At 29.5% G+C, this 20,535-nt stretch carries 20 protein-coding genes; 1 reads left to right on the forward strand and 19 read right to left on the reverse strand.

Going from position 1 to position 20,535, the window contains the following annotated elements:
• Window positions 1-354 precede the first annotated feature (354 nt).
• The 3 genes from I6E31_03595 to brnQ (I6E31_03605) all read right to left on the reverse strand — a co-directional run bounded on the left by I6E31_03595 (window position 355) and on the right by brnQ (I6E31_03605) (window position 4,521).
• Window positions 355-1,752, reverse strand: a complete 1,398-nt coding sequence (locus I6E31_03595) for a potassium/proton antiporter (GenBank protein ID MCF2639056.1) — start codon at window positions 1,750-1,752, stop codon at window positions 355-357.
• Window positions 1,753-1,868: 116 nt separating this feature from the next.
• On the reverse strand, window positions 1,869-3,152 hold the full coding sequence (gene brnQ / locus I6E31_03600; GenBank protein ID MCF2639057.1) for a branched-chain amino acid transport system II carrier protein: 1,284 nt from the start codon (window positions 3,150-3,152) through the stop codon (window positions 1,869-1,871).
• 97 nt (window positions 3,153-3,249) lie between these two features.
• Window positions 3,250-4,521, reverse strand: coding sequence for a branched-chain amino acid transport system II carrier protein (brnQ, locus tag I6E31_03605; protein MCF2639058.1), 1,272 nt, complete (start codon window positions 4,519-4,521; stop codon window positions 3,250-3,252).
• 219 nt (window positions 4,522-4,740) lie between these two features.
• On the opposite strand from brnQ (I6E31_03605), the gene I6E31_03610 reads away from it, so the two are divergent.
• The gene (locus I6E31_03610) at window positions 4,741-5,100 is read left to right on the forward strand and encodes an arsenate reductase family protein (protein MCF2639059.1); all 360 of its coding nucleotides are present in this window, start codon (window positions 4,741-4,743) and stop codon (window positions 5,098-5,100) included.
• Window positions 5,101-5,155: 55 nt separating this feature from the next.
• On the opposite strand, the gene I6E31_03615 is transcribed toward I6E31_03610, so the two are convergent.
• The 16 genes from I6E31_03615 to obgE all read right to left on the reverse strand — a co-directional run bounded on the left by I6E31_03615 (window position 5,156) and on the right by obgE (window position 20,522).
• Window positions 5,156-6,394: a dicarboxylate/amino acid:cation symporter gene (locus I6E31_03615; protein MCF2639060.1), complete on the reverse strand. Its 1,239-nt coding sequence runs from the start codon at window positions 6,392-6,394 to the stop codon at window positions 5,156-5,158.
• Window positions 6,395-6,447: 53 nt separating this feature from the next.
• A complete protein-coding gene (locus I6E31_03620) occupies window positions 6,448-7,278 on the reverse strand; it encodes a diaminopimelate epimerase (GenBank protein MCF2639061.1) in 831 nt (276 codons plus the stop codon).
• Window positions 7,279-7,436: 158 nt separating this feature from the next.
• Window positions 7,437-8,741 carry a diaminopimelate decarboxylase gene (lysA, locus tag I6E31_03625; GenBank protein ID MCF2639062.1) on the reverse strand — a complete coding sequence of 435 codons (1,305 nt, stop codon included), beginning with the start codon at window positions 8,739-8,741 and terminating at the stop codon, window positions 7,437-7,439.
• Window positions 8,742-9,040: 299 nt separating this feature from the next.
• Window positions 9,041-9,454 carry an EamA family transporter gene (locus I6E31_03630; protein MCF2639063.1) on the reverse strand — a complete coding sequence of 138 codons (414 nt, stop codon included), beginning with the start codon at window positions 9,452-9,454 and terminating at the stop codon, window positions 9,041-9,043.
• A gap of 99 nt (window positions 9,455-9,553) precedes the next feature.
• Window positions 9,554-10,834 (reverse strand): adenylosuccinate synthase, encoded by a 1,281-nt coding sequence (locus I6E31_03635; GenBank protein ID MCF2639064.1) that lies wholly within the window; start codon window positions 10,832-10,834, stop codon window positions 9,554-9,556.
• 9 nt (window positions 10,835-10,843) lie between these two features.
• The gene (gene trmB, locus I6E31_03640; GenBank protein ID MCF2639065.1) at window positions 10,844-11,545 is read right to left on the reverse strand and encodes a tRNA (guanosine(46)-N7)-methyltransferase TrmB; all 702 of its coding nucleotides are present in this window, start codon (window positions 11,543-11,545) and stop codon (window positions 10,844-10,846) included.
• Window positions 11,546-11,567: 22 nt separating this feature from the next.
• Window positions 11,568-12,794 carry a 3-deoxy-D-manno-octulosonic acid transferase gene (locus I6E31_03645; GenBank protein MCF2639066.1) on the reverse strand — a complete coding sequence of 409 codons (1,227 nt, stop codon included), beginning with the start codon at window positions 12,792-12,794 and terminating at the stop codon, window positions 11,568-11,570.
• A gap of 2 nt (window positions 12,795-12,796) precedes the next feature.
• Complete coding sequence (locus I6E31_03650; GenBank protein ID MCF2639067.1) at window positions 12,797-13,456, reverse strand: (d)CMP kinase; 660 nt, start codon at window positions 13,454-13,456, stop codon at window positions 12,797-12,799.
• 13 nt (window positions 13,457-13,469) lie between these two features.
• On the reverse strand, window positions 13,470-14,402 hold the full coding sequence (prmA, locus tag I6E31_03655) for a 50S ribosomal protein L11 methyltransferase (protein MCF2639068.1): 933 nt from the start codon (window positions 14,400-14,402) through the stop codon (window positions 13,470-13,472).
• Window positions 14,403-14,414: 12 nt separating this feature from the next.
• Window positions 14,415-15,209: a TIGR00282 family metallophosphoesterase gene (locus tag I6E31_03660; GenBank protein ID MCF2639069.1), complete on the reverse strand. Its 795-nt coding sequence runs from the start codon at window positions 15,207-15,209 to the stop codon at window positions 14,415-14,417.
• A 139-nt stretch (window positions 15,210-15,348) separates the two neighbouring features.
• Window positions 15,349-16,914, reverse strand: a complete 1,566-nt coding sequence (gene rny / locus I6E31_03665) for a ribonuclease Y (GenBank protein ID MCF2639070.1) — start codon at window positions 16,912-16,914, stop codon at window positions 15,349-15,351.
• 24 nt (window positions 16,915-16,938) lie between these two features.
• Entirely contained in the window at window positions 16,939-17,286 is a 348-nt protein-coding gene (locus I6E31_03670; GenBank protein MCF2639071.1) for an STAS domain-containing protein, read from the reverse strand.
• A 2-nt stretch (window positions 17,287-17,288) separates the two neighbouring features.
• Window positions 17,289-17,681, reverse strand: a complete 393-nt coding sequence (locus tag I6E31_03675) for an ATP-binding protein (protein ID MCF2639072.1) — start codon at window positions 17,679-17,681, stop codon at window positions 17,289-17,291.
• Window positions 17,682-17,687: 6 nt separating this feature from the next.
• Window positions 17,688-18,194: a hypothetical protein gene (locus I6E31_03680; protein MCF2639073.1), complete on the reverse strand. Its 507-nt coding sequence runs from the start codon at window positions 18,192-18,194 to the stop codon at window positions 17,688-17,690.
• A gap of 63 nt (window positions 18,195-18,257) precedes the next feature.
• Window positions 18,258-19,184, reverse strand: a complete 927-nt coding sequence (gene miaA, locus I6E31_03685; protein MCF2639074.1) for a tRNA (adenosine(37)-N6)-dimethylallyltransferase MiaA — start codon at window positions 19,182-19,184, stop codon at window positions 18,258-18,260.
• Window positions 19,185-19,235: 51 nt separating this feature from the next.
• Window positions 19,236-20,522 carry a GTPase ObgE gene (gene obgE / locus I6E31_03690; GenBank protein MCF2639075.1) on the reverse strand — a complete coding sequence of 429 codons (1,287 nt, stop codon included), beginning with the start codon at window positions 20,520-20,522 and terminating at the stop codon, window positions 19,236-19,238.
• Window positions 20,523-20,535: the final 13 nt, after the last annotated feature.

Consider the following 20,535-nt stretch of genomic DNA (forward strand, 5'->3'; position numbering starts at 1 on the left):
GCTAGGTTCTCTAATATATCGTTAGTTTTACAGCAAAGTACCTTTGCATTAGCGATTATTAGTCAAGTTAAGTTATCAAAACTTATATTTTAAATATCAGCTAAATTCCATGTCAAAGAATAAAGAGAGAGTAATACTCATCTGACTAAAATTCCGAAACTCGACTTCGTCTCAAACACGTCGGAATTTTTAGCATCAGATTTCGTAACTCTCTCTAATATTCTTCTCCAAATTCCATTTTAGCTGATATTTGGAAAAGAAAAAATATATTATAGTTTAGTAATTTAAATTTATAAAAATAAAAAAGATTGTTAAAAGTGATTTTAGCTCAACTTATAACAATCTTTTCTAACTTTATTTCATTGAAAATAGAATCTTATCTCCAGCTTTTAAAATTACATCTCCTCTAGGTGTAATATCCTCATCTCCTCTACGAATAGAGATTATATGCATACTTTTAGGAAGATTTAACTCTCTTATCTCTTTATTGATATACTCAGATTTTCTATCTAAATACAATTTTTTTAATGAAAGCTCTTCTAATTCCTCTAAATCAATAGTATCAGCATCTGCTTCACTAACAGGATCTAAAAGCCCCAAATATTTAGCCAATGGTTTCAATGTCATACCTTGAATCATTACAGAGAAAACTACCATATAGAAAACCATATTAAATATTACCTGTGAATTGTCTATCCCTGCTGTTATTGCATTAGTTGAAAAAATAATTGGAACTGCTCCTTTTAAACCTGCCCAAGACATAAAGAACTTTTCTTTTTTGGTATACTTAAAAGGTGACATTAGAGCAAATACAACTGCCATACGAGCAACTATTGTTATCATAATTGCTAATATACTTCCCCTTATTACAACTGCTTTTAACTGACTTGGGAACACCAATAATCCTAGAATAATAAACATTGTTATCTGCATCAACCAAGATGCTACCCTCATATTTTTTATACAGTTCATTCTAAAATCAAAGTGCTCATTTCCTATTAATATTCCCATTAAATAGATAGCTAAAAATCCATTTCCACCTATAATATTAGTTCCTGCAAAACATATAAATAACATGGCTATTATATGAATTGTCAAAAACTCTTCTCTCTCTATCTTCAATATTTTCCCCAATGGTAATGATATCTTTCCAAATATAATTCCCATTAAAGCACCAAATATAATTTGTCTAAATAAAAATATTACTCCCCAAAATATACTTGTCTTTTCTCCTGCTCCAAACATTGATAATATAAAAAGAATCAAAGCATATGCCATAGGGTCATTACTTCCAGACTCTATCTCTATTACTGTACGTATTTTCTTTTTAAGATTTGATCCACCAAGCATGGATATAACTGCTGCTGCATCTGTTGAAGAAACTATTGCCCCAAACAGTAAGGACTCCTTTAAATTTAAGCTAGTTAGAACATAGGCTATTAAAGCAGCTAACATAGCTGTAAAAAATACCCCTGCTGTTGCCAATATCCCACTTGGATAGAGTGCCATTGTTGCATCAGATTTCTTTGTTTCAAGTGCCCCAGCAAATAGAATAAACAATAATGCAACATTTCCTATATCTTGAGTAATCTTAGCATCATCAAAATAGATACCACCAATTCCCTCAGAACCTGCTGCAATCCCTATAAAAAGGAAGAGTATCAGCAATGGAACTTGCACTTTTTTGGTTACTCTAATTGAAAGAAGACTTATTAATAATAAAATTCCACATGTTAAAATTTTGTAATCCATATTTGACTCCTTTCAAAAATATTATATATCTCATTTTACAACATATATATAAAACATACAATCTTATTTTATTTCATATATATTTTTCTTTTAAAAGAGTCCTATTTATAAAACAATTATCTAGTTTTAAACATATATTTAAAACTAACAGCACAAATTATACTTGGAAGAATCCATGCTAAACCAAAAGTATTTAATGGAAGGCTTCTATATATAATAGTTAAAATTTCACTGGTATTTATTGATAAAACTTGTGCCATTTCATAAGCCCCAACTAAACTTGCTCCTACTACTGCCCCTACATAAATTGAATTTGATTTTATTTGCTCCTTAAAGAAGTTTAAAATAATTAAAACTATTGCTATTGGATAGATTAAAGTTAAGATAGGTGCTGAAATTTTTACTATTATATCTACTCCAAAACCTGCAAATATAAAGCTAATAATTGTAGTTACAATTACAACTTTTTCATATGTTGTATTTAATAATTTACTAAAATAATCTCCAACTGTTGCTGTAAGCCCTATTGCTGTTGTTAGACAAGCTCCAGTTACACAGATTCCTAAAATTAGGTTTCCTGATCTTCCTAACATTCTATCTACTATCTCATTTAAAAGTTGTGTAGTCTTAGCTCCTTGGAATATTCCATTAGAAGTAGCACCAATATATAATAATCCACCATATACCACTGCTAATCCACAAACTGCTATTATACTTGAGCTACTTAAAAATTTCATTTCTTGTTTTACAGTCAAATTTCTTCCATTTCTAATAGCTTTTATTATGATACTAGAGAATACAATAGCTCCCAATGTGTCCATTGTTTGATATCCATTATAGAATCCATATTTAAAAGGGTTAGTCATTGTTTCAACTACAACTGGTTCTCCTAATGGGAAAAATACCCCTTTTACTATTATTATTGCAAGAATTATTATTAAAATAGGAGTTAATACCTTTCCTACTCTCTCAATTACAGCATTTGCTCTTATTGAAAACATAAGTACTACTGCAAAATAGATAAAAAGGAATATATATTTATACATATCCACATCTGTTCCATTAGTATGTGGTAAAATTGCCATTTCATAAGCAGTTGCCCCTGTTCTTGGTAATGCTAAAAATGGACCTATTGCTAATATTAAAACTACATTAAATACCTTACTAAATTTAGGTGACACTCTATTAGCAAAATCATCTAAATCTTTACCTGCATATGCTGCTGAAATAATTGCTAAAAGTGGAATCCCTATTCCTGTTATAAAAAATCCCAATGTAGCTGCTTCCCACATCTCCCCAACATCAAATCCTACTTTAGGTGGAAATATCAAATTTCCCGCTCCAAATAACATTGCAAATAATGCAAATCCTGTTAAAATAATATCTTTCTTTCTGTAAATTTTAATCACTCCAATCTAAAATATTTATAACATAAAAATAGTATGACTCTAAAAAATAACTGAGTCATACTATTTCACGACTTACTAAAATTATCTTTTACTTCTTCTTAATAAAACTAAACAGTACCCCTACAACAATACTAGGAATTAACCATGCAAATCCTATACTTGAAAGAGGTAGAGAGTTGTATAGAAGTTTCACACTCTCTGGAAGAGAAATTAGTCCTGCTAGTGTTTCATATCCACTTACTATTCCTGCTCCTATAACTGCTCCTGTAAATGTATTATCATTTTTTATAAAATCTTTAAAAAAGTTAAGGGCTATCAATACTATTGAGATAGGATAGATAAATACTAAAACTGGAACTGCTAATTTTACTATCATATCCACTCCAAAACTTGCAAATATAAAACTTATTACCACAGTAAATAAAACTATCTTCTCATAAGATATTTTCAATAGATTACTAAAATAATCTCCAACTGTTGCTGTAAGCCCTATTGCTGTTGTTAAACAAGCTCCAGCTACACATATACCTAGTATTAACTTTCCTGCATTTCCCAATAGTAAAATTACCATTGAAGATAGTAGCTCTATATTTCCCTTTCCACCAGTTACAACATCTGTTGCTGTAGCTCCAATATAAACTAATCCACCATATACAATAGCTAAGCCACCTATTGCAATAACACTAGTTTGTAAAAGGAATGAAAGCTCCTGTCTCTTAGTTAATGCTTTGTCTTTTCTAATAGATTTCAAAATTATCTCTGAGAAAACAATAGCTGCTAATGTATCCATTGTTTGATATCCAGTAAGAAAACCATATTTAAAAGTTTCTGGTTTATGTAGATCACTTGGAACTCCAATAGGTGAAAAAATACCTTTAAATATTATTATAGCTAATACTATTAATAATATTGGTGTTAAAATAGCTCCTACTCTATCTATTACCTTACTTGATTTTAATGAAAATAAAATAGTTATAAGAAAGAATACTCCTAAGAATATAAATTTATATACACTATAATTTTCAGTACTTTGTGGCACTATCATTTCAAAGGCTGTTGCCCCTGTTCTTGGCAGTGCTAAAAGTGGTCCTATTGCTAAAATTAAAGCTATATTAAATACTTTACTAAATTTAGCAGAAACTCTAACTGCAAAACTATCCAAATCTTTTCCTGCTACTGCTGCTGCAATTATTGCCATTAATGGAAAGCCTGCTCCTGTAAGAATAAACCCTGTTGCTGCTGTCAGCCAATTTTGCCCAGTTTCAAATCCTACAGCAGGGGGAAATATCAGATTTCCTGCTCCAAAAAGCATCGCAAATAATGCAAATCCTGTAAGTATAACTTCTCTTTTTTTATACATTATTCCCTTTCCTCCTATATTTTTTCTTTTTTATTTTATGCTTATTTATACTATACAATTAACATACTAATTAAAATTATAACAAGATTTTTATTTTATGTCAATATAATAATATTATAGTATTATTTTTTTAGTACTATTTTTTATAAAAATTTTATTTTATTTTTTCCAATATATTGTATAATATAGTTAAAATTTATCTTTAAGGAGGAATAATTTATGTCAATACTTTTTATAAACTATCCAAAATGTAGTACTTGTGTAAAAGCTAAAAAATGGTTAGAAGAAAATAATCTATCTTTTACAGATAGACATATTGTTGAAAATAATCCTACTGCTGAAGAGTTAAAAGAGTTTATAGCCTTAAGTGGACTACCTGTTAAAAAATTCTTTAATACAAGCGGAATCTTATATAGAGAGATGAACTTAAAAGAAAAAGTAGCAACTGAATCTGATGAAGAGCTTATTAAAATTCTAGCTTCTAATGGTATGTTGGTAAAAAGACCTCTTGTGGTTACTGAAAAAGGTGTTCTTCTAGGTTTTAAAGCTGATAAATGGGCTGAATTTTTTAATAAATAATTTTATAGAAAAAAGCTTATCCGACAAAAATCGAATAAGCTTTTTTGTTTCTATTTTATCCTAGTTTTCTTTTCATCCAATCTTTTCCCTCTACCAATCTAGTTACTAACATAGCAGCTACTGTATCTCCTGTGGCATTTATCATAGTTGCTGGTGGATCTACTAAATAACCTATAGTTGCAATTATAGGAAATGCTTCTGGTGGGAATCCATACATTGTTACTATTAACATCTCTCCTATTAATCCTCCACCTGGTACACCAGACATTACTACTCCACCTACTATTGAAAGTAAAATAGCACTAACATATGTTCCAACTCCTGTAAATGGCACTTGGAAAATTCCGAATAGGAAAGAGATCTTTAATATTGAACTAAATACTGTTCCATCCATATGAGCAGTCGCTCCAATAGGTAAAACAATCTCTCTAATATCCTTTGGTACTCCTATTTTTTCTGCTGCCTCTAAGTTTACTGGAAGAGTTGCTATACTACTTTGAGTTGCAAGAGATGTAATCCCTGGTGAAATTAGATGTTTCATTGCTCTTACTCCATCTTTTCCCCCTGCAATATATCCATAAATTGGGAACATAACCACAAAATATATAAAACATAGAGGATAGTAGATAACCATAGCTCTTGTATAAGATCCTATTAATTGACCTCCATACTCTCCAACTAATGCTGCAAAATAAGCTCCTAATCCAATAGGTGCATAATACATTAATAGATTAATCATCTTTAAGAAAACTTCTGCTAGAGCCTCTAACCCTTTTGCAACTGGTTTTCCCTTTTCTCCAATCATATTGACACACATTCCAAAAACTATTGAAAATAGAATCAATGGTAACATATTTTTTCTTGAAATCAATTCAGGAAAATCTGTTACAGTTAGAGCTTTTACAACTTGTTCACCAGTTTGGAATGGTTTTAATGCTTCAGTAGCTTTTAAACTTAAATTTACCCCTTGAGCTGGTGGAAAAACTGTAACTATTACTAAAATTATTATCGCTGCTACAAATCCTGTTGACACAAATACTAAGAATAGATTTTTTAAAACACTTTTTAATCTCTTCATATCACTCATACTAGATATTGAACTACTGATAGTTACCAACACCAATGGAACTACTATTGTAAACATACCGTTAATAAACAGATCCCCTAAAGGTTTTAAAACTTTTGCCTTTTCTCCAAATTGGATACCTATTAAACTTCCTAAAAAAATTGCTCCTAATAGTATTATTGAGAATCTGTAAGCTTCCCATATACTTTTTTTCTTTAAATCTGCCATCTTTTACCTCCCTTTATTTTAATTCAAGTTATTTTCTAGCCCACTAAATATTTTTATATCTCCCCAATACATATTCTCTCTGCTTTTCCAGCCATAATGATACTATAATCCTCTTTTATCTCTACTTGAACATCTCCTCCCTCTGCTTTCATTAAAATCTTACTTTCATCAACTATTCCTAATTTTTTTGCCACTGCTGCTGATGCACAACAACCAGTTCCACAACCTAAAGTTCTTCCTGCACCCCTTTCCCAAGTTTTAATCTCCATTGTTTTTTCATCTATTTTTTTTACAAAATTTACATTTGTTTTGTTTTTAAAGATATCTAACATTTCTATCTTTCTTCCTAAATCATTTACATCATAATTAGAATAGTCATCAACAAATACTACTGTATGTGGTACTCCCATCAAAACACTTGATAATATAATCTCTCTTCCATCTATAACTACTTTTTTATTTAATACAATTTCACTATCTGTAATATTTGTAATTGAATCAGCTCTAAAATTAACTTTCTCCATATCCACAGTAAGATAAATTGCTTCGCCATCTTCATCTGTTTCTAAATTAATAGTTTTTATTCCTGCATCGGTCTCAACTAAGAAATGTTTTTTATCTACTATTTTATTATCATAGACAAATTTAGAAAAACATCTAATTCCATTACCACACATCTCTCCTCTTGAGCCATCAGAGTTGTAATAGTGCATTCTTATATCTACTATTTTACTTTCACTGCAAAACATCAATCCATCTGCACCTATTCCAAAATGTCTATCACACACTTTTTTTGCAAATTCATTCCAATTATCTTTCTGTTCTTCCAATCCATTTACTAAAATAAAATCATTTCCTGCTGCTTGCATCTTTGTAAATTTCATTTTTACCCCCAAATTTTAGTCGCTTTAACTATTGTAAATAAAAACTCTAATTTTTACCATAAATCAAAATAATTATTTTTTTATTCACTTATACTTTAAAAATAGGATGAAAAATCTATTGCTTTACTTTTTATGTGTTCACTATTTAGTAACAAAGATTATAATTCCATATCCACATCATTTCTTACTAAATCTTCAAAACTCTCTCTTTTTATTGAAATAGCACTCTTTCCATCTTTCACAAATACAACTGCTGGTCTTTGTGCTTTGTTATAGTTGCTTGACATTGAATAACCATAAGCACCAGTTGTTGCTACTAACAATAGATCCCCAGCTTCAGCCTTTCCTAGTTTTCTATTTTTTATTATCAAATCCCCTGATTCACAACATTTTCCAGCTACTGTTACTATCTCATCTTCAACTACATCTAATTTATTAGCTAATACTGCTTCATATTCTGCTTGATAAAGTGCTGGTCTTATATTATCTGTCATTCCACCATCTATAAATACATATTTAACCCCACCAAAAGTCTCTTTTTTTCCTCCGACTCTATATAGTGTACTTCCTGCATTTCCTATAATACTTCTTCCAGGTTCAATAGAGATTTTCTTAATATTCATACCTTCTTTTTCTAAACTTTTCTCTATATGCTCTATCATAGATTTCATAAACTTCTCTACATCAATTGCTGTATCTTTCTCTGTATAGTAAACTCCAAATCCTCCACCTAGATTTATCTCTGGAATCTCTATATTAAGTTTCTCTGAAATCTTTTTAGTCTCTTTTATCATAACTTCTATTCCTTCATGGAAAGCTTTTGTATCAAAAATTTGTGATCCTATGTGGCAATGGAAACCTAAAAACTCTAAATTTTTATCAGATGTTATCTTTTCAACAATTTCTGGGAACCTCTCATCAAATATTGATTCTCCAAATTTTGAAGAGTGTTTAGAAGTTTGAATATATTCATGTGTATGAGCATCTATTCCAATATTTATTCTCAACATAACTTTTACTTTTTGATCTTTCTCTAAGCAGATTTTAGAAACTCTTTCTATCTCCTCTTCATTATCAATTATTATACTTCCAATTCCATAATCTAAGCACATTCTCAATTCATCATCTGTCTTGTTATTACCATGCATATGAACTCTCTCCATTGAGATTCCACTTGCTTTTATTGTATATAATTCTCCCCCTGAAACTGCATCAATATGTAGATCATGTTTTTCTACTAATTTACAAATTGCTTTTGATAAAAAAGCTTTTGAAGCATAAACAACAGTTGTTTTAAATTTTTCACTTTTAAAGTTTTCTTTATATTTCATCATATTTTCTTCTATCAACTCTTGATCCATTATATATAATGGTGTTCCATATTTTTCTGCTAACTCTGTTACTTTTATTCCTCCTATTTCTAATATTCCACTATTATTTTTCATTGTTCCAAAAAACTTCATTTTACTCCTCCTATATTCTATCCAATAAGCTTTAACTAATTATATCTCTCACTATAGATATAATTCAAATTCCATCAAAAAACAAATATTAATTTTGTATATATCTATTCATTATTTTATATATTAATATTTTAAAATAAATAAAAAAATAATATATTATAAATAAAATATATTATTTTTTATAATTATTTACTATATTTATCCTACTAAATTATTTATTAAATAATATAAAAAGAGCTATTATAATCAATAAATCAAATTATCAACTTAAAATAGCTCCTGTTTTATATAATATTTTATTAAAAAGCAAATAAAAGTGTTCCTACTGTAATACAAATAATTCCTACAACCATTTTTAAAGTAATTGCCTCTTTTAAAATAATAAAAGAAAAAATCATTGTTAATACTATACTAAATTTATCTATTGCCACTACCTTCATTACCTCAGTACTTTGAAGAGCTTTGTAATAACACAACCATGAAAGCCCTGTACATATACCTGAAATTGTTAAGAATATCCAATTTTTTTGACTGATACTTCCTAAATTACTATGTTGTCCTGTTAAAAATACCATTGCCCATGCCATAATAAGAACTACTAATGTACGTATCGCTGTTGCAACATTAGAATTAATATTTTCTATCCCTATTTTAGCAAAAATTGAAGTTAAAGCAGCAAATACTGCTGATAATACAGCAAAAATAATCCACATAAACTCACTTCCCTAATATTTTTATATCTAAATTATAATATAAAAAAGTTAAAATTTAATAAAAAAACTCCAGAAAAAATCTGAAGTTTTTTAAAATTATTAAATCTCTCTTATATGGATATTTTGACTTCTATCTGGTCCAACTGAAACTACACTTATTGGACAATTTAAAATCTCTTCCATTCTTTTTATATATTTCTTACAATTTTCTGGAAGTTCATCATAATTTTTCATTTGACTAATATCTTCTTTCCATCCTGGTAGCTCTTCATATACAGGAATAGCTCTTGCAAGTATCTCTGTTGAGGCTGGAACAGAAGTGTATCTCTTTCCATCTATATCGTAAGCAACACAAATTTTAACAGTATCTAGCCCACTTAAAACGTCTATTTTAGTAATAACTATATCTGTAAGTCCATTAATATCTACTGCATATTTTCCTACTACTAAATCTAGCCAACCACATCTTCTAGGTCTTCCAGTAGTAGCACCATATTCATGTCCTACCTCTCTTAATTTTTCACCTAACTCATCAGTAAGTTCAGTTACAAATGGTCCCTCTCCAACTCTTGTTGTATAAGCTTTCATAACTCCTATACCTTTTGTTATCTTTCTAGGTGAAACTCCAGCACCTGTTGTAACTCCTCCTGTTGTAGGTGAAGATGAAGTTACATATGGATATGTTCCATAGTTGATATCTAGCATCATAGCTTGAGCCCCTTCAAAAAGAACAAGTTTATCTTCATCTAAAGCTCTGTTGATTTCAGGTATAGAATCTATTATTCTATGTTTTAATCTCTCAGCATAACCTTTATACTCTTCAAAAATTTCATCATAAGAAAGAGGTGCTTCCTCATAAATTTTTGTAAATATTAAGTTTTTAGCTTCAAGGAATCTTTTTAATTTTTCTCCAAAGATTTCCATATCTAATAGATCTACTGCTCTAATTCCAACTCTATTTATCTTATCAGCATAACAAGGTCCTATTCCTCTCTTTGTAGTTCCTATCTTATGTGCTCCACTTGTAGCTTCTGATAATTCATCTAGCTTTACATGATAAGGCATTATTATATGAGCTCTATCACTTATAAATAGGTGATCTATTTTAGCTCCTTTAGCCTCTAAAGTATCAAGTTCTTTTAATAAAACTTTCGGGTCTATGACAACACCTGGTCCAATTATACATTTACCATTTCCATGAAGCATTCCTGATGGTAATAGGTGAAGTATAAATTTTTCACCATTAACTACTACTGTATGTCCTGCATTATTTCCACCTTGGAATCTAACTACATAATCTGCTTTATTTGCTAAAACATCAATAATCTTACCTTTCCCCTCGTCGCCCCATTGTGTACCAACTACTACATATCCTGCCATTTGGCCCTCCTACTTTGTTTTTAAAATTTCAATATAATTTATATTTTTATTGTGTTTACATAAAAATAGTTGCTCAAACTCTGTCTTTATATTATCCTCTGCTTTTTCACTATTATGTAGATCTGAAGTGTGATAAACTACCTCATATCCATCAAGTGATGCTACTAAATCTAAAACATCTTGATAATATTTGTCATGGTCTGTTTTAAAGAAAAATTTCCCATCTTTTTTCAAGATAACATCTAATATTTTAAAGAAACTTTCTTGAACAACTCTGTTTTTCTCATTCTCTTCCCAAGGATCTGGAAAATTTACATAGATTCCATCAACTTCATTTTCAGCTACAAAGGAAAGAATCTCTTCTCCTCTTCTCCTTAAAAATAAAGCATTTTTAGAGTTGTCTCTCTTAACTTTATTTGCTGAAAGTACAAGTCTTTTAAATCTTAATTCAAGTCCTATATGATTTCTTTCAGGGTATCTCATTGCCATTCCTTGAGCAAAGTTTCCACTTCCAGAACCTATCTCTAAATATATAGGATTATCATTTTTAAAAAACTCTCTCCATTTTCCCTTATATGAATCCATAATCTCTTTATCATAGATAATATACTCAGGAAAATCAAGAAGTTTATAAATATATGGATTATAATTTTTTCTTGGATTCTTGAAAAAATGTCTCCATAAATCCTCTTTTAACTCTTCTTTCGTCATTAGCCCTCCATCTATATTAAAATTATATTAATTTATCAATTTTATCTAAAACTTTTTCAGCTACTCTGCTATTTTCACTAAAAAATTCTCTGATCTTCTCTCTTTTTATACCTCTTGTTTTTTCAATATCCTCTATTGCTTTTAAAAATTCCTCTACACTTTCAACTTTATAACCGATATCTTTTTTCAATATCTCCTTTGAAATATCCTTTACATTTTGAAGATATTTTCCAAAAATTGGAGTCTTTTCATAGAATAGAGGCTCTAATAAACTATGTCCACCAATATTTACTAAGGTTCCTCCTACAAAGGTTATATCTGCTATAGCATAGAGTTTTCTAAGTACTCCCATTTTGTCCACAAGTATTATATCAGTTTTTTGAAAATTGTCACTATTTATTTCACTATATTTTAAAAAACTTTTATTTCTCTCTTTGATAAGCTCTTCAATTTGAGGTATTCTCTCTAAATGTCTAGGAACTAATATTAACAATGTATTTTTCATTTTTTCAAACACATCTAATATTATCTCATTTTCACCACTTCTTGTACTTCCAGCAGTAAAAATCTTTCTTCCACCAACACAAATTTCCTGTTTCATGTCCTCTATAACTTCAGCTGAAAATCTTTCTAACTCTATATCAAATTTTAGATTTCCTAAAGTTTCTACTCTATTTTTATCTGCTCCAATCTCTATAATTCTTTCACTATCAAGAGGGGATTGCATATAGAAACCTGAAATTTTTTCAAAAAGAGGTTTTAGATATGAACTAAACTTTCTGTATTTTCCAAAGCTTTTATCAGAGATTCTTCCATTTACAATGATTACTTTTCCAACTTTACTACATTGAGTAATTAAATTTGGCCAAATCTCTGTTTCTATCAATATTAAAAGTTTTAGATTTATTTTTGAAATAATATTTTCTATAATATCTTTTTTATCCAATGGGAAAAATATTATATCAACTCTATCATTTTCCTTGTACTTTTGTTTAGCATTAGCCATTCCTGTATCTGTAAAAATACTTAATAAAATTCTCTCTTTTCTCTCTGATAAAAGTTTTTTTATAAGTGCTTCAGACAGATTTACCTCTCCCATTGATGAGCAATGAACCCAGATATACTCTTCTTTTCTTAAAAAATCAAAATTTTGTTTAAATCTTTTATTGAAAAATTCCCTTTTATCTTTATTAATAAGCATATACATATATAAAAATGGCATTAACAATGCACGAATAAAATTATACATATTTATCCTACCTTTCTATCTATGCAATTTGAAATAGCTTCTACTACCTCATCTATACTCATTTTGCTACTATCTATCTCAATAGCATCTTCAGCTTTTTTTAGTGGACTTTCCTTTCTTGTTGAATCTATATGATCTCTCTCTTTTATTGAATTTAAAACAGATTCATAATCTTCCTCTATCCCTTTTTCTTTGTATTCATTTAGCCTTCTTCTAGCTCTCTCTTCTGGAGATGCAACTAAAAATATCTTAACTTGAGCTTTTGGAAATACAACTGTTCCAATATCTCTTCCATCTAAAATTATTCTCTTTCCTTTACTTATCTCTCTTTGAAGTTCTACTAGTTTTACTCTTACAGCTTTTATTGCAGCTACTGGAGAAACAACAGCACTCACTTCTGGTGTTCTTATCTCTGCTGAAACATCTTTTCCATTTAGAAAAAATTGATTTCCAATTATATCTAACTTTGTATTCTCTAACATTTCAACTACACTTCTCTCATCTTCTAAATTAACTCTGTTTTCTAAAGAGTAAAGAGCTATCATTCTATACATTGCCCCTGTATCTAAATATGTTAGATCATATTTTTTTGCTACTATCTTAGCTATTGTACTTTTTCCACTTCCTGCTGGTCCATCAACTGTTACTACAAACTCTTCCATTATATCCCCCTAATTAATTGGCTTTGATTAACATTGCTCTCCATTCTTTGTCAGCTTTTACCTCAAGAATTTCCATTCCTAAAGCTTCAACCTCTCTTTTTAATAGCTCACATTTTTCATCTATTATTCCAGAGAATATTACCAATCCATCTTTTTTAACTACTTTTGAAATATCATTAAGTAGTATTAAAAGTACATCTGCTAATATATTTGCAACTACTACATCAAATTTTTTCCCATTTACTACAGTTACTAAGTTTCCTAAATAAACCTTTGCTCTATCTTCAGATATTCCATTTAATTCTAAGTTTTCTTTAGCTGATTCCACTGCTAACTCATCAATATCAGTTCCATAAACTTCAGAAGCTCCAAGTCTATCTGCTGCAATCATTAATATACCAGATCCTGTTCCAACATCTATTACACTGTCTCCCTCTTTAATATTTTCTTCCATAAGTTTTAAACATAGTGAAGTTGTAGGGTGAGATCCTGTTCCAAATGCTCTTCCTGGATCTAGTTCAATGATAAGCTCATCATCTTTGGGTTCATATTCTCTCCAAGTAGGTTTTACAACAAATCTCTCACTTACCTTTTCAGTAAACAGATATTTTTTCCAGCTATTTTGATAATCTTCCTCATCATATTCATAAAAATCAATAGTATAAACTATATCTTCTCTATCTGAAAATACCTCTTCAAATCTTTCTAAAATAACTTTTTTCCTCTTTTCAGCATAGATATTTAAAGGAAAATAAGCTGAAACAGCATGATCTACCATCAAGAAATCTTTTTCATTTTTATAGAAATCAAGAGGATTCTTATGTTTCATTGGCTCTTCTATCTTTAACCCTGTTACACCAAAATCATAAAATATATCTGAAATCTCTTTAGTTGCTCTATCTATATCATCACTTTCATAAATTACTTTTATCTCTACTACTTTCATAACCATCTCCAATTACATAAAGTTTATTTGTGTTAAAGTTTTATTTATTCTCTCTATGTTTTTACACTCTCCAGTTTCTAAATCAATCTCTATTTCAATAGCATTTATTCTCTCATTTCCCTCTGCTATCTCAAATCTTTGAGGTAGTGCATTTAAAAACTTAGGTAGTACAGAGTTTATTGACATTCCTATAATTCCGTTTGTAGAACCTGTCATTCCCACATCAGTTATATATCCAGTTCCTTCTGGTAGTATTCTTTCATCTGCTGTTTGGATATGAGTATGTGTTCCATAAATTGCAGATACATATCCATCTAAATGCCATCCCATAGCTATTTTTTCAGAAGTTGCTTCTGCATGGAAATCAACTATAATAACTCTAGTTTCCTTTCTAACCTCTTCTAAAATCTCTTTTACCTTTTTAAATGGACAATCGATTGGTGGCATAAATACTCTTCCTTGAATAGAGATTACTCCCACTTTATTTCCATTTTTATCCTTTACTATTGTATATCCTTTTCCTGGTGTTCCCTCGTCTGGATAGTTTGCTGGTCTTACCACTCTATCTGTTTTATCTAAATATTCATAGAAATCCTTTTTATCCCAAATATGATTTCCACCAGTTATTACATCACAACCCCACTCTAAAAGTTGGTCTGCTATCTTTCCAGTAATTCCAAATCCTGCTGCTGAGTTTTCTCCATTAACTATTATAAAATCATAATCTCCTCTTTTTTTCTCAAGAAAAGCTTTTAAAGTTTCTCTTCCTGGACTTCCTACTATATCTCCTACTATTAATACTTTCATTTTAATCCTTCTTTCTATTTTATTTTTTCTTTACTCTAAATTATATCATTTTTTTTTTTATTTAACAATTTTTCATTTATAAACTCTTAATATAAAAAGACTCTGATTATCTTTCAGAGTCTTTGATATTTAAATCATATTATTTTGCATATTCTACAGCTCTTGTCTCTCTTACTATAGTAACTTTAATTTGTCCTGGATATTGCATTGTTTCCTCTATCTTCTTAGCCACATCTCTAGACATCTTAGTAGCTGCATCATCACTTACAACTTCTGGATTGATAATAATTCTTATCTCTCTTCCAGCTTGAATTGCATAAGATGATTCTACACCACTAAATGAGTTTGCTATCTCTTCAAGATTTTCTAATCTCTTCAAGTAAGCTGTTAAAGTTTCTCTTCTTGCTCCAGGTCTTGATGCTGATATAGCATCTGCTGCTTGCACAAGAATTGCCTCTACACTTTCAAATTCAACTTCATTATGGTGAGCCATAACTCCATTGATAACATCTGATTTTTCACCAAATTTTTTCAAGAACTCTCCACCTATAATAGCATGAGAAGCTTCTATATCATTTTCTAGAACTTTACCTACATCATGTAAAAGTCCTGCTCTCTTAGCAAGCTCTGTATCTGCTCCAATTTCTGCTGCTAAGTTTGCAGCTAATTTTGCAACTTCTATAGAGTGAGTTAATACATTTTGACCATAACTTGTTCTGAATTTTAATCTTCCTAATGTTCTTATAATTTCTGGATGCATTGCTGGAATTCCAAGTTCGATTAATGCTTCTTCTCCTGCATCTACAATCTCTTTTTCAATCTCTTTTCTAGCTTTATTTACTACTTCTTCTATTTTTCCTGGATGAATTCTTCCATCAGTGATAAGTTTTTCAATAGCGATTCTAGCTATCTCTCTTTTTACTCCATCAAAACTTGAAAGTACAACTGCTTCTGGAGTATCATCAATAATTATATCTACACCTGTTAAAGCTTCAATAGCTCTTATATTTCTTCCTTCTCTTCCTATAATTCTACCTTTCATCTCATCATTTGGAAGGTTTACAACTGATACTGTGGCATCTACAACATAATCTGATGATGCTTTACCAATTGCTGTTGATAAAATTCTTCTTGAAATTCTATCTTTTTCATCTTCTAATTTGCTTTCAAACTCTCTAATAGCAACTGCTGTTTCATGAGTTAAATCATCTCTTAGTTTTGCTATTAAAATATCTCTAGCTTCATTTCTAGAAAGTCCAGATATTCTTTCTAATTCATTTTCTTGTGCAACTTTTATATTTTCAATCTCTTCTTTTTTAGCTTCTAACTCTTCAGTTGTTTTTTCTAATTCTTGACTTTTTACTTCAAGTTTTTCTATTTTGTTATCTAAAGTTTCCTCTTTTTTAGCTAATCTAGCTTCTTTTTGAAGAAGTTCATTTTTAGAGTTTTTAATCTCTCTTTCTGCTTCCTCTTTTATTTGATAAACGTGTTCTTTAGCTTTTAATTCAATCTCTTTACCCTTAGCAACAGCTTCTTTTTCAGCTAATTCCACTATCTCTTTCGCTTTTATTTTTGATTTTGTTATCTCATCTTCTAAATCATTTAATTCATTTATTCTTTTATCTATAACAGACTTTTTATATAGTAACGATATCACTATACTTAGTCCGATTACTACTAATCCTATTCCTAAAACTACATTCATATTTTATCCTTCTCCATCATCAATTTATTTAAAACTTGCTACTGCTTCCTCTTCTGTTTCATATATTTCAAATATTTCATCTAATCCGATCATTTCAAATATAGTTTTAATATTTTCGTTTAATTTTATAAGTTTAATATCTCCACCCATATCTTTAACAACTTTTAATTTTCCTCTAAGAATTCCCATTGCTAAACTATTTATATGTACTAATTCTTCAAAATCTATTATAAATTTAGTATTATCCATCTCAACAAGTTTAGTGATTCTTTCTTTTAATTTAGGTGCAACTAATGCATCTAGTTCTCCTATAACCTTTATAACCTTTATATCTCCTACATTTTTCTCAATTATATCAAAATTTACTACCATTTTTATATAACCTCCTTGATTTTCTTTTCTATTTTAAATAATGTTCCATTTAATTTCTTTTCTATTTTAAAATTGTCTGCAATGGCTCTAGCTATATATAAGCCCATTCCACCCTCTTCTTTACTCAATTTTTCTTCATCAAAACCTACACCATTATCTTCTACTACTAATTGGATTACATCATTTGATCTTTGAATTTCTAAAATGATATCTCCTGGTTTATATTTATACCCATGTTCAACTACATTAGTTGACAATTCATCTACAACAGATAAAAGTTGAAACACATCCTTTTCATTTATATGTTGTAATTCAAGATAAGTTTTTACTAAGGCTCTAATTAAAGATAAATTCTCTAAAGAAGAAGGAATAGTCATTTTTATAATATTTTTCACCTATTATCACCTTCTCTCTTTAAATTCTGTTATTTTCCATTCTCCACTCTTTAATGAAAAATAGACGTTAAAATATATAGTTCTATCTTCAACAATAAAAGCAATCATATTATTTGCAGTATTTTTGAAGAATTTAGGTTTATTAATAAATATTTTTATTTTGGAAAAATCTACTTTTTCTATTTCATTTCCTACAAATATATTTTTTAAAGATGGATCCAATGTATTCTTTAACTTATTTGTATTTCCATTGGCTAACTCTTGTTTTATCTCATCTATTAATATTTCTAGGCTTTTTTTATCCCTCTGTTGCTCTATTATTAGCCTTTTATATTTTGAAACTAAATCTTGATTTTCCTCTTTTGATAATTCAATTTCTAGTTTTTCTATCTGCCAATTTTCATATAAGTTTCTGTATATTTCTTCTCTCTTATCATTAAAAATTTTATTACTTATATTTGAACAACCTGTCAAAAAAAAGATTGAAACAATCCAAATAAAAATCTTCCTTATATTCATCTTTACCTATTCCCTATCATATTAATAATACCATATCACTATCTTTTTATCAAGAATTTAATTGTGCTTTACGTCAGTTAATCCCAAGTTTAATGCCTTCATAATACTATTTATAATCTCATCTTCACTTAATTTATCTAAATCAAACCAAATGTAAGATGGATCATTTTTAAACCAAGTAAATTGTCTTTTTGCATATCTTCTAGAGTTTCTTTTTATATTTTCAACTGCCTCTTCATATGTAACTTTTCCATTAAAATACTCTATTAACTCTGTGTATCCAATTATATTTATCTTTCTTAAATTTTCACCATATTTTTCATAAAGAGCTCTAACTTCTTGCTCTAGCCCTTTTTGTAACATTATATCTACTCTTAAATTTATTCTCTCATATAGATACTCTCTATCTCTTTCTAAAGCCACTTTTAAAAAATTATAATTATTGTTTTTTATATTTTTTTTAGATAAAACAGAGAATTTATCTCCTGTTAATAAACAAACTTCCACTGCACGTTCAACTCTTCTTCTATTATTAATATGAATATCTTGAGCAGCTTGAGGATCTAACTCCATAAGTTTTTTATATAGTTCTTCACTATCTAATTTTAAAAGTTCCTCTCTTAAAACAGGATTTCCTGCTGGAAGATCAGATAATCCCTCAGTTATAGAACCTATATATAACCCTGTTCCCCCAGTAAGAATAATATTTTTATTCTCTTTTTCTTTCTCATTTAAAATATTATCAACTGCTGTTTGGTAATCACCAACACTATATTTTTTTATAGGCTCAACTACATCAAGCATATAGTGTTTTACTCCTTGCATCTCCTCTGTTGTTATCTTTGCAGTTCCTATATCCATTCCATTATAAATTTGAGCAGAATCAGCAGAGATTATATCTGCATCTAATAACTTTGCTAATTTTATAGAAAGATCTGTTTTTCCTACTCCAGTAGGTCCTGCAATTACTAAACCTTTTATCATACTCTTCCTTTCTAGCACAAAAAAGCTGAATAAAAATTCAGCTTTTTATTTTTATTCTACATATTCAAACTCTACATCAGCTATTCTTACATTGTCTCCATCTTGGATACCTGCATCTCTCATAGCCTCTTCTAATCCAAGAGATCTCATCATATGTAAGAAGTTAATAATAGAATCTTCATCCATTGTAATAACATATTTAGCAAGAACTTCATCAAGAATTCTTCCTTCTATTACATAAGTTCCCTCTTCATCTTGAGTGATTACAAAGTCTTCTGATTCTCCTTTTATCTCTCTCAATACTTCATTTACATTTACTTCTTCTTCTAATGGCTCTCTTTCAATTTTTTGTAACATATCGTAACTTCTAAATAATACTTCTCTTATTCCTTCATTTAAGATTACTGAAATAGGATAAACTTCATTTCCTTGAGCCTCTACATGAGCTTTAAATTTCTCATATTTGTCCATATCCCATAATAGATCCATCTTATTTGCAAGAACTATTTGCTTTTTATTTGATAATTTTTCACTGAATTTTCTCAACTCTTCATTTATTTTTTCATAGTCCTCTATAGCATCTCTTCCCTCTATCTCTGCCACATCAACTAGATGGAATATCATTTTACATCTTTCAATATGTCTTAAGAACTTATCTCCAAGTCCAATTCCCTCATGAGCTCCCTCAATAAGTCCTGGAATATCTGCTATTACAAATGATTTTCCCTCTTCTAATCTAACAACACCTAATTTAGGCTCAAGAGTTGTAAAGTGATAACTTCCAACTTTAGAGTTAGCTGCTGATACCCTATTGATAAAGCTTGATTTTCCAACTGATGGATATCCTACAAGAGCTATATCAGCTAAAAGTTTCAATTCAAGTTTAACTTTTATCTCTGCTCCTTCCCTACCCTTTCCAGCTATTTTAGGTGTTTTTCTTGTAGCAGATTTAAAGTGAACATTTCCTGCTCCCCCTCTTCCACCTTTTAAAAGCAGTCTAGGCTCTCCAGGAACATTCATATCTAATAAAAGTTTTCCAGTTTCTACATCTCTTACTTGTGTTCCAACAGGAACTTTAATTATTAAATCTGCTCCTGTTTTTCCATACATCTGTTTCTTTTGTCCATTTTCTCCATTTTCAGCTTTAAATACTTTTTTATATTTAAAGTCAATCAAAGTGTTGATGTTAGGATCTGCAACAAAAATTACACTTCCACCATTTCCACCATCTCCACCATCTGGTCCACCAAATTGAATATACTTCTCTCTTCTAAAAGCTGCTGAACCATCTCCACCATTCCCAGCCTTCACTGTTACTACAACTTCATCTATAAACATCTATCTTTTTTCA

This window comes from Fusobacterium varium, from assembly GCA_021531615.1.
Taxonomy (GTDB): domain Bacteria; phylum Fusobacteriota; class Fusobacteriia; order Fusobacteriales; family Fusobacteriaceae; genus Fusobacterium_A; species Fusobacterium_A varium_C.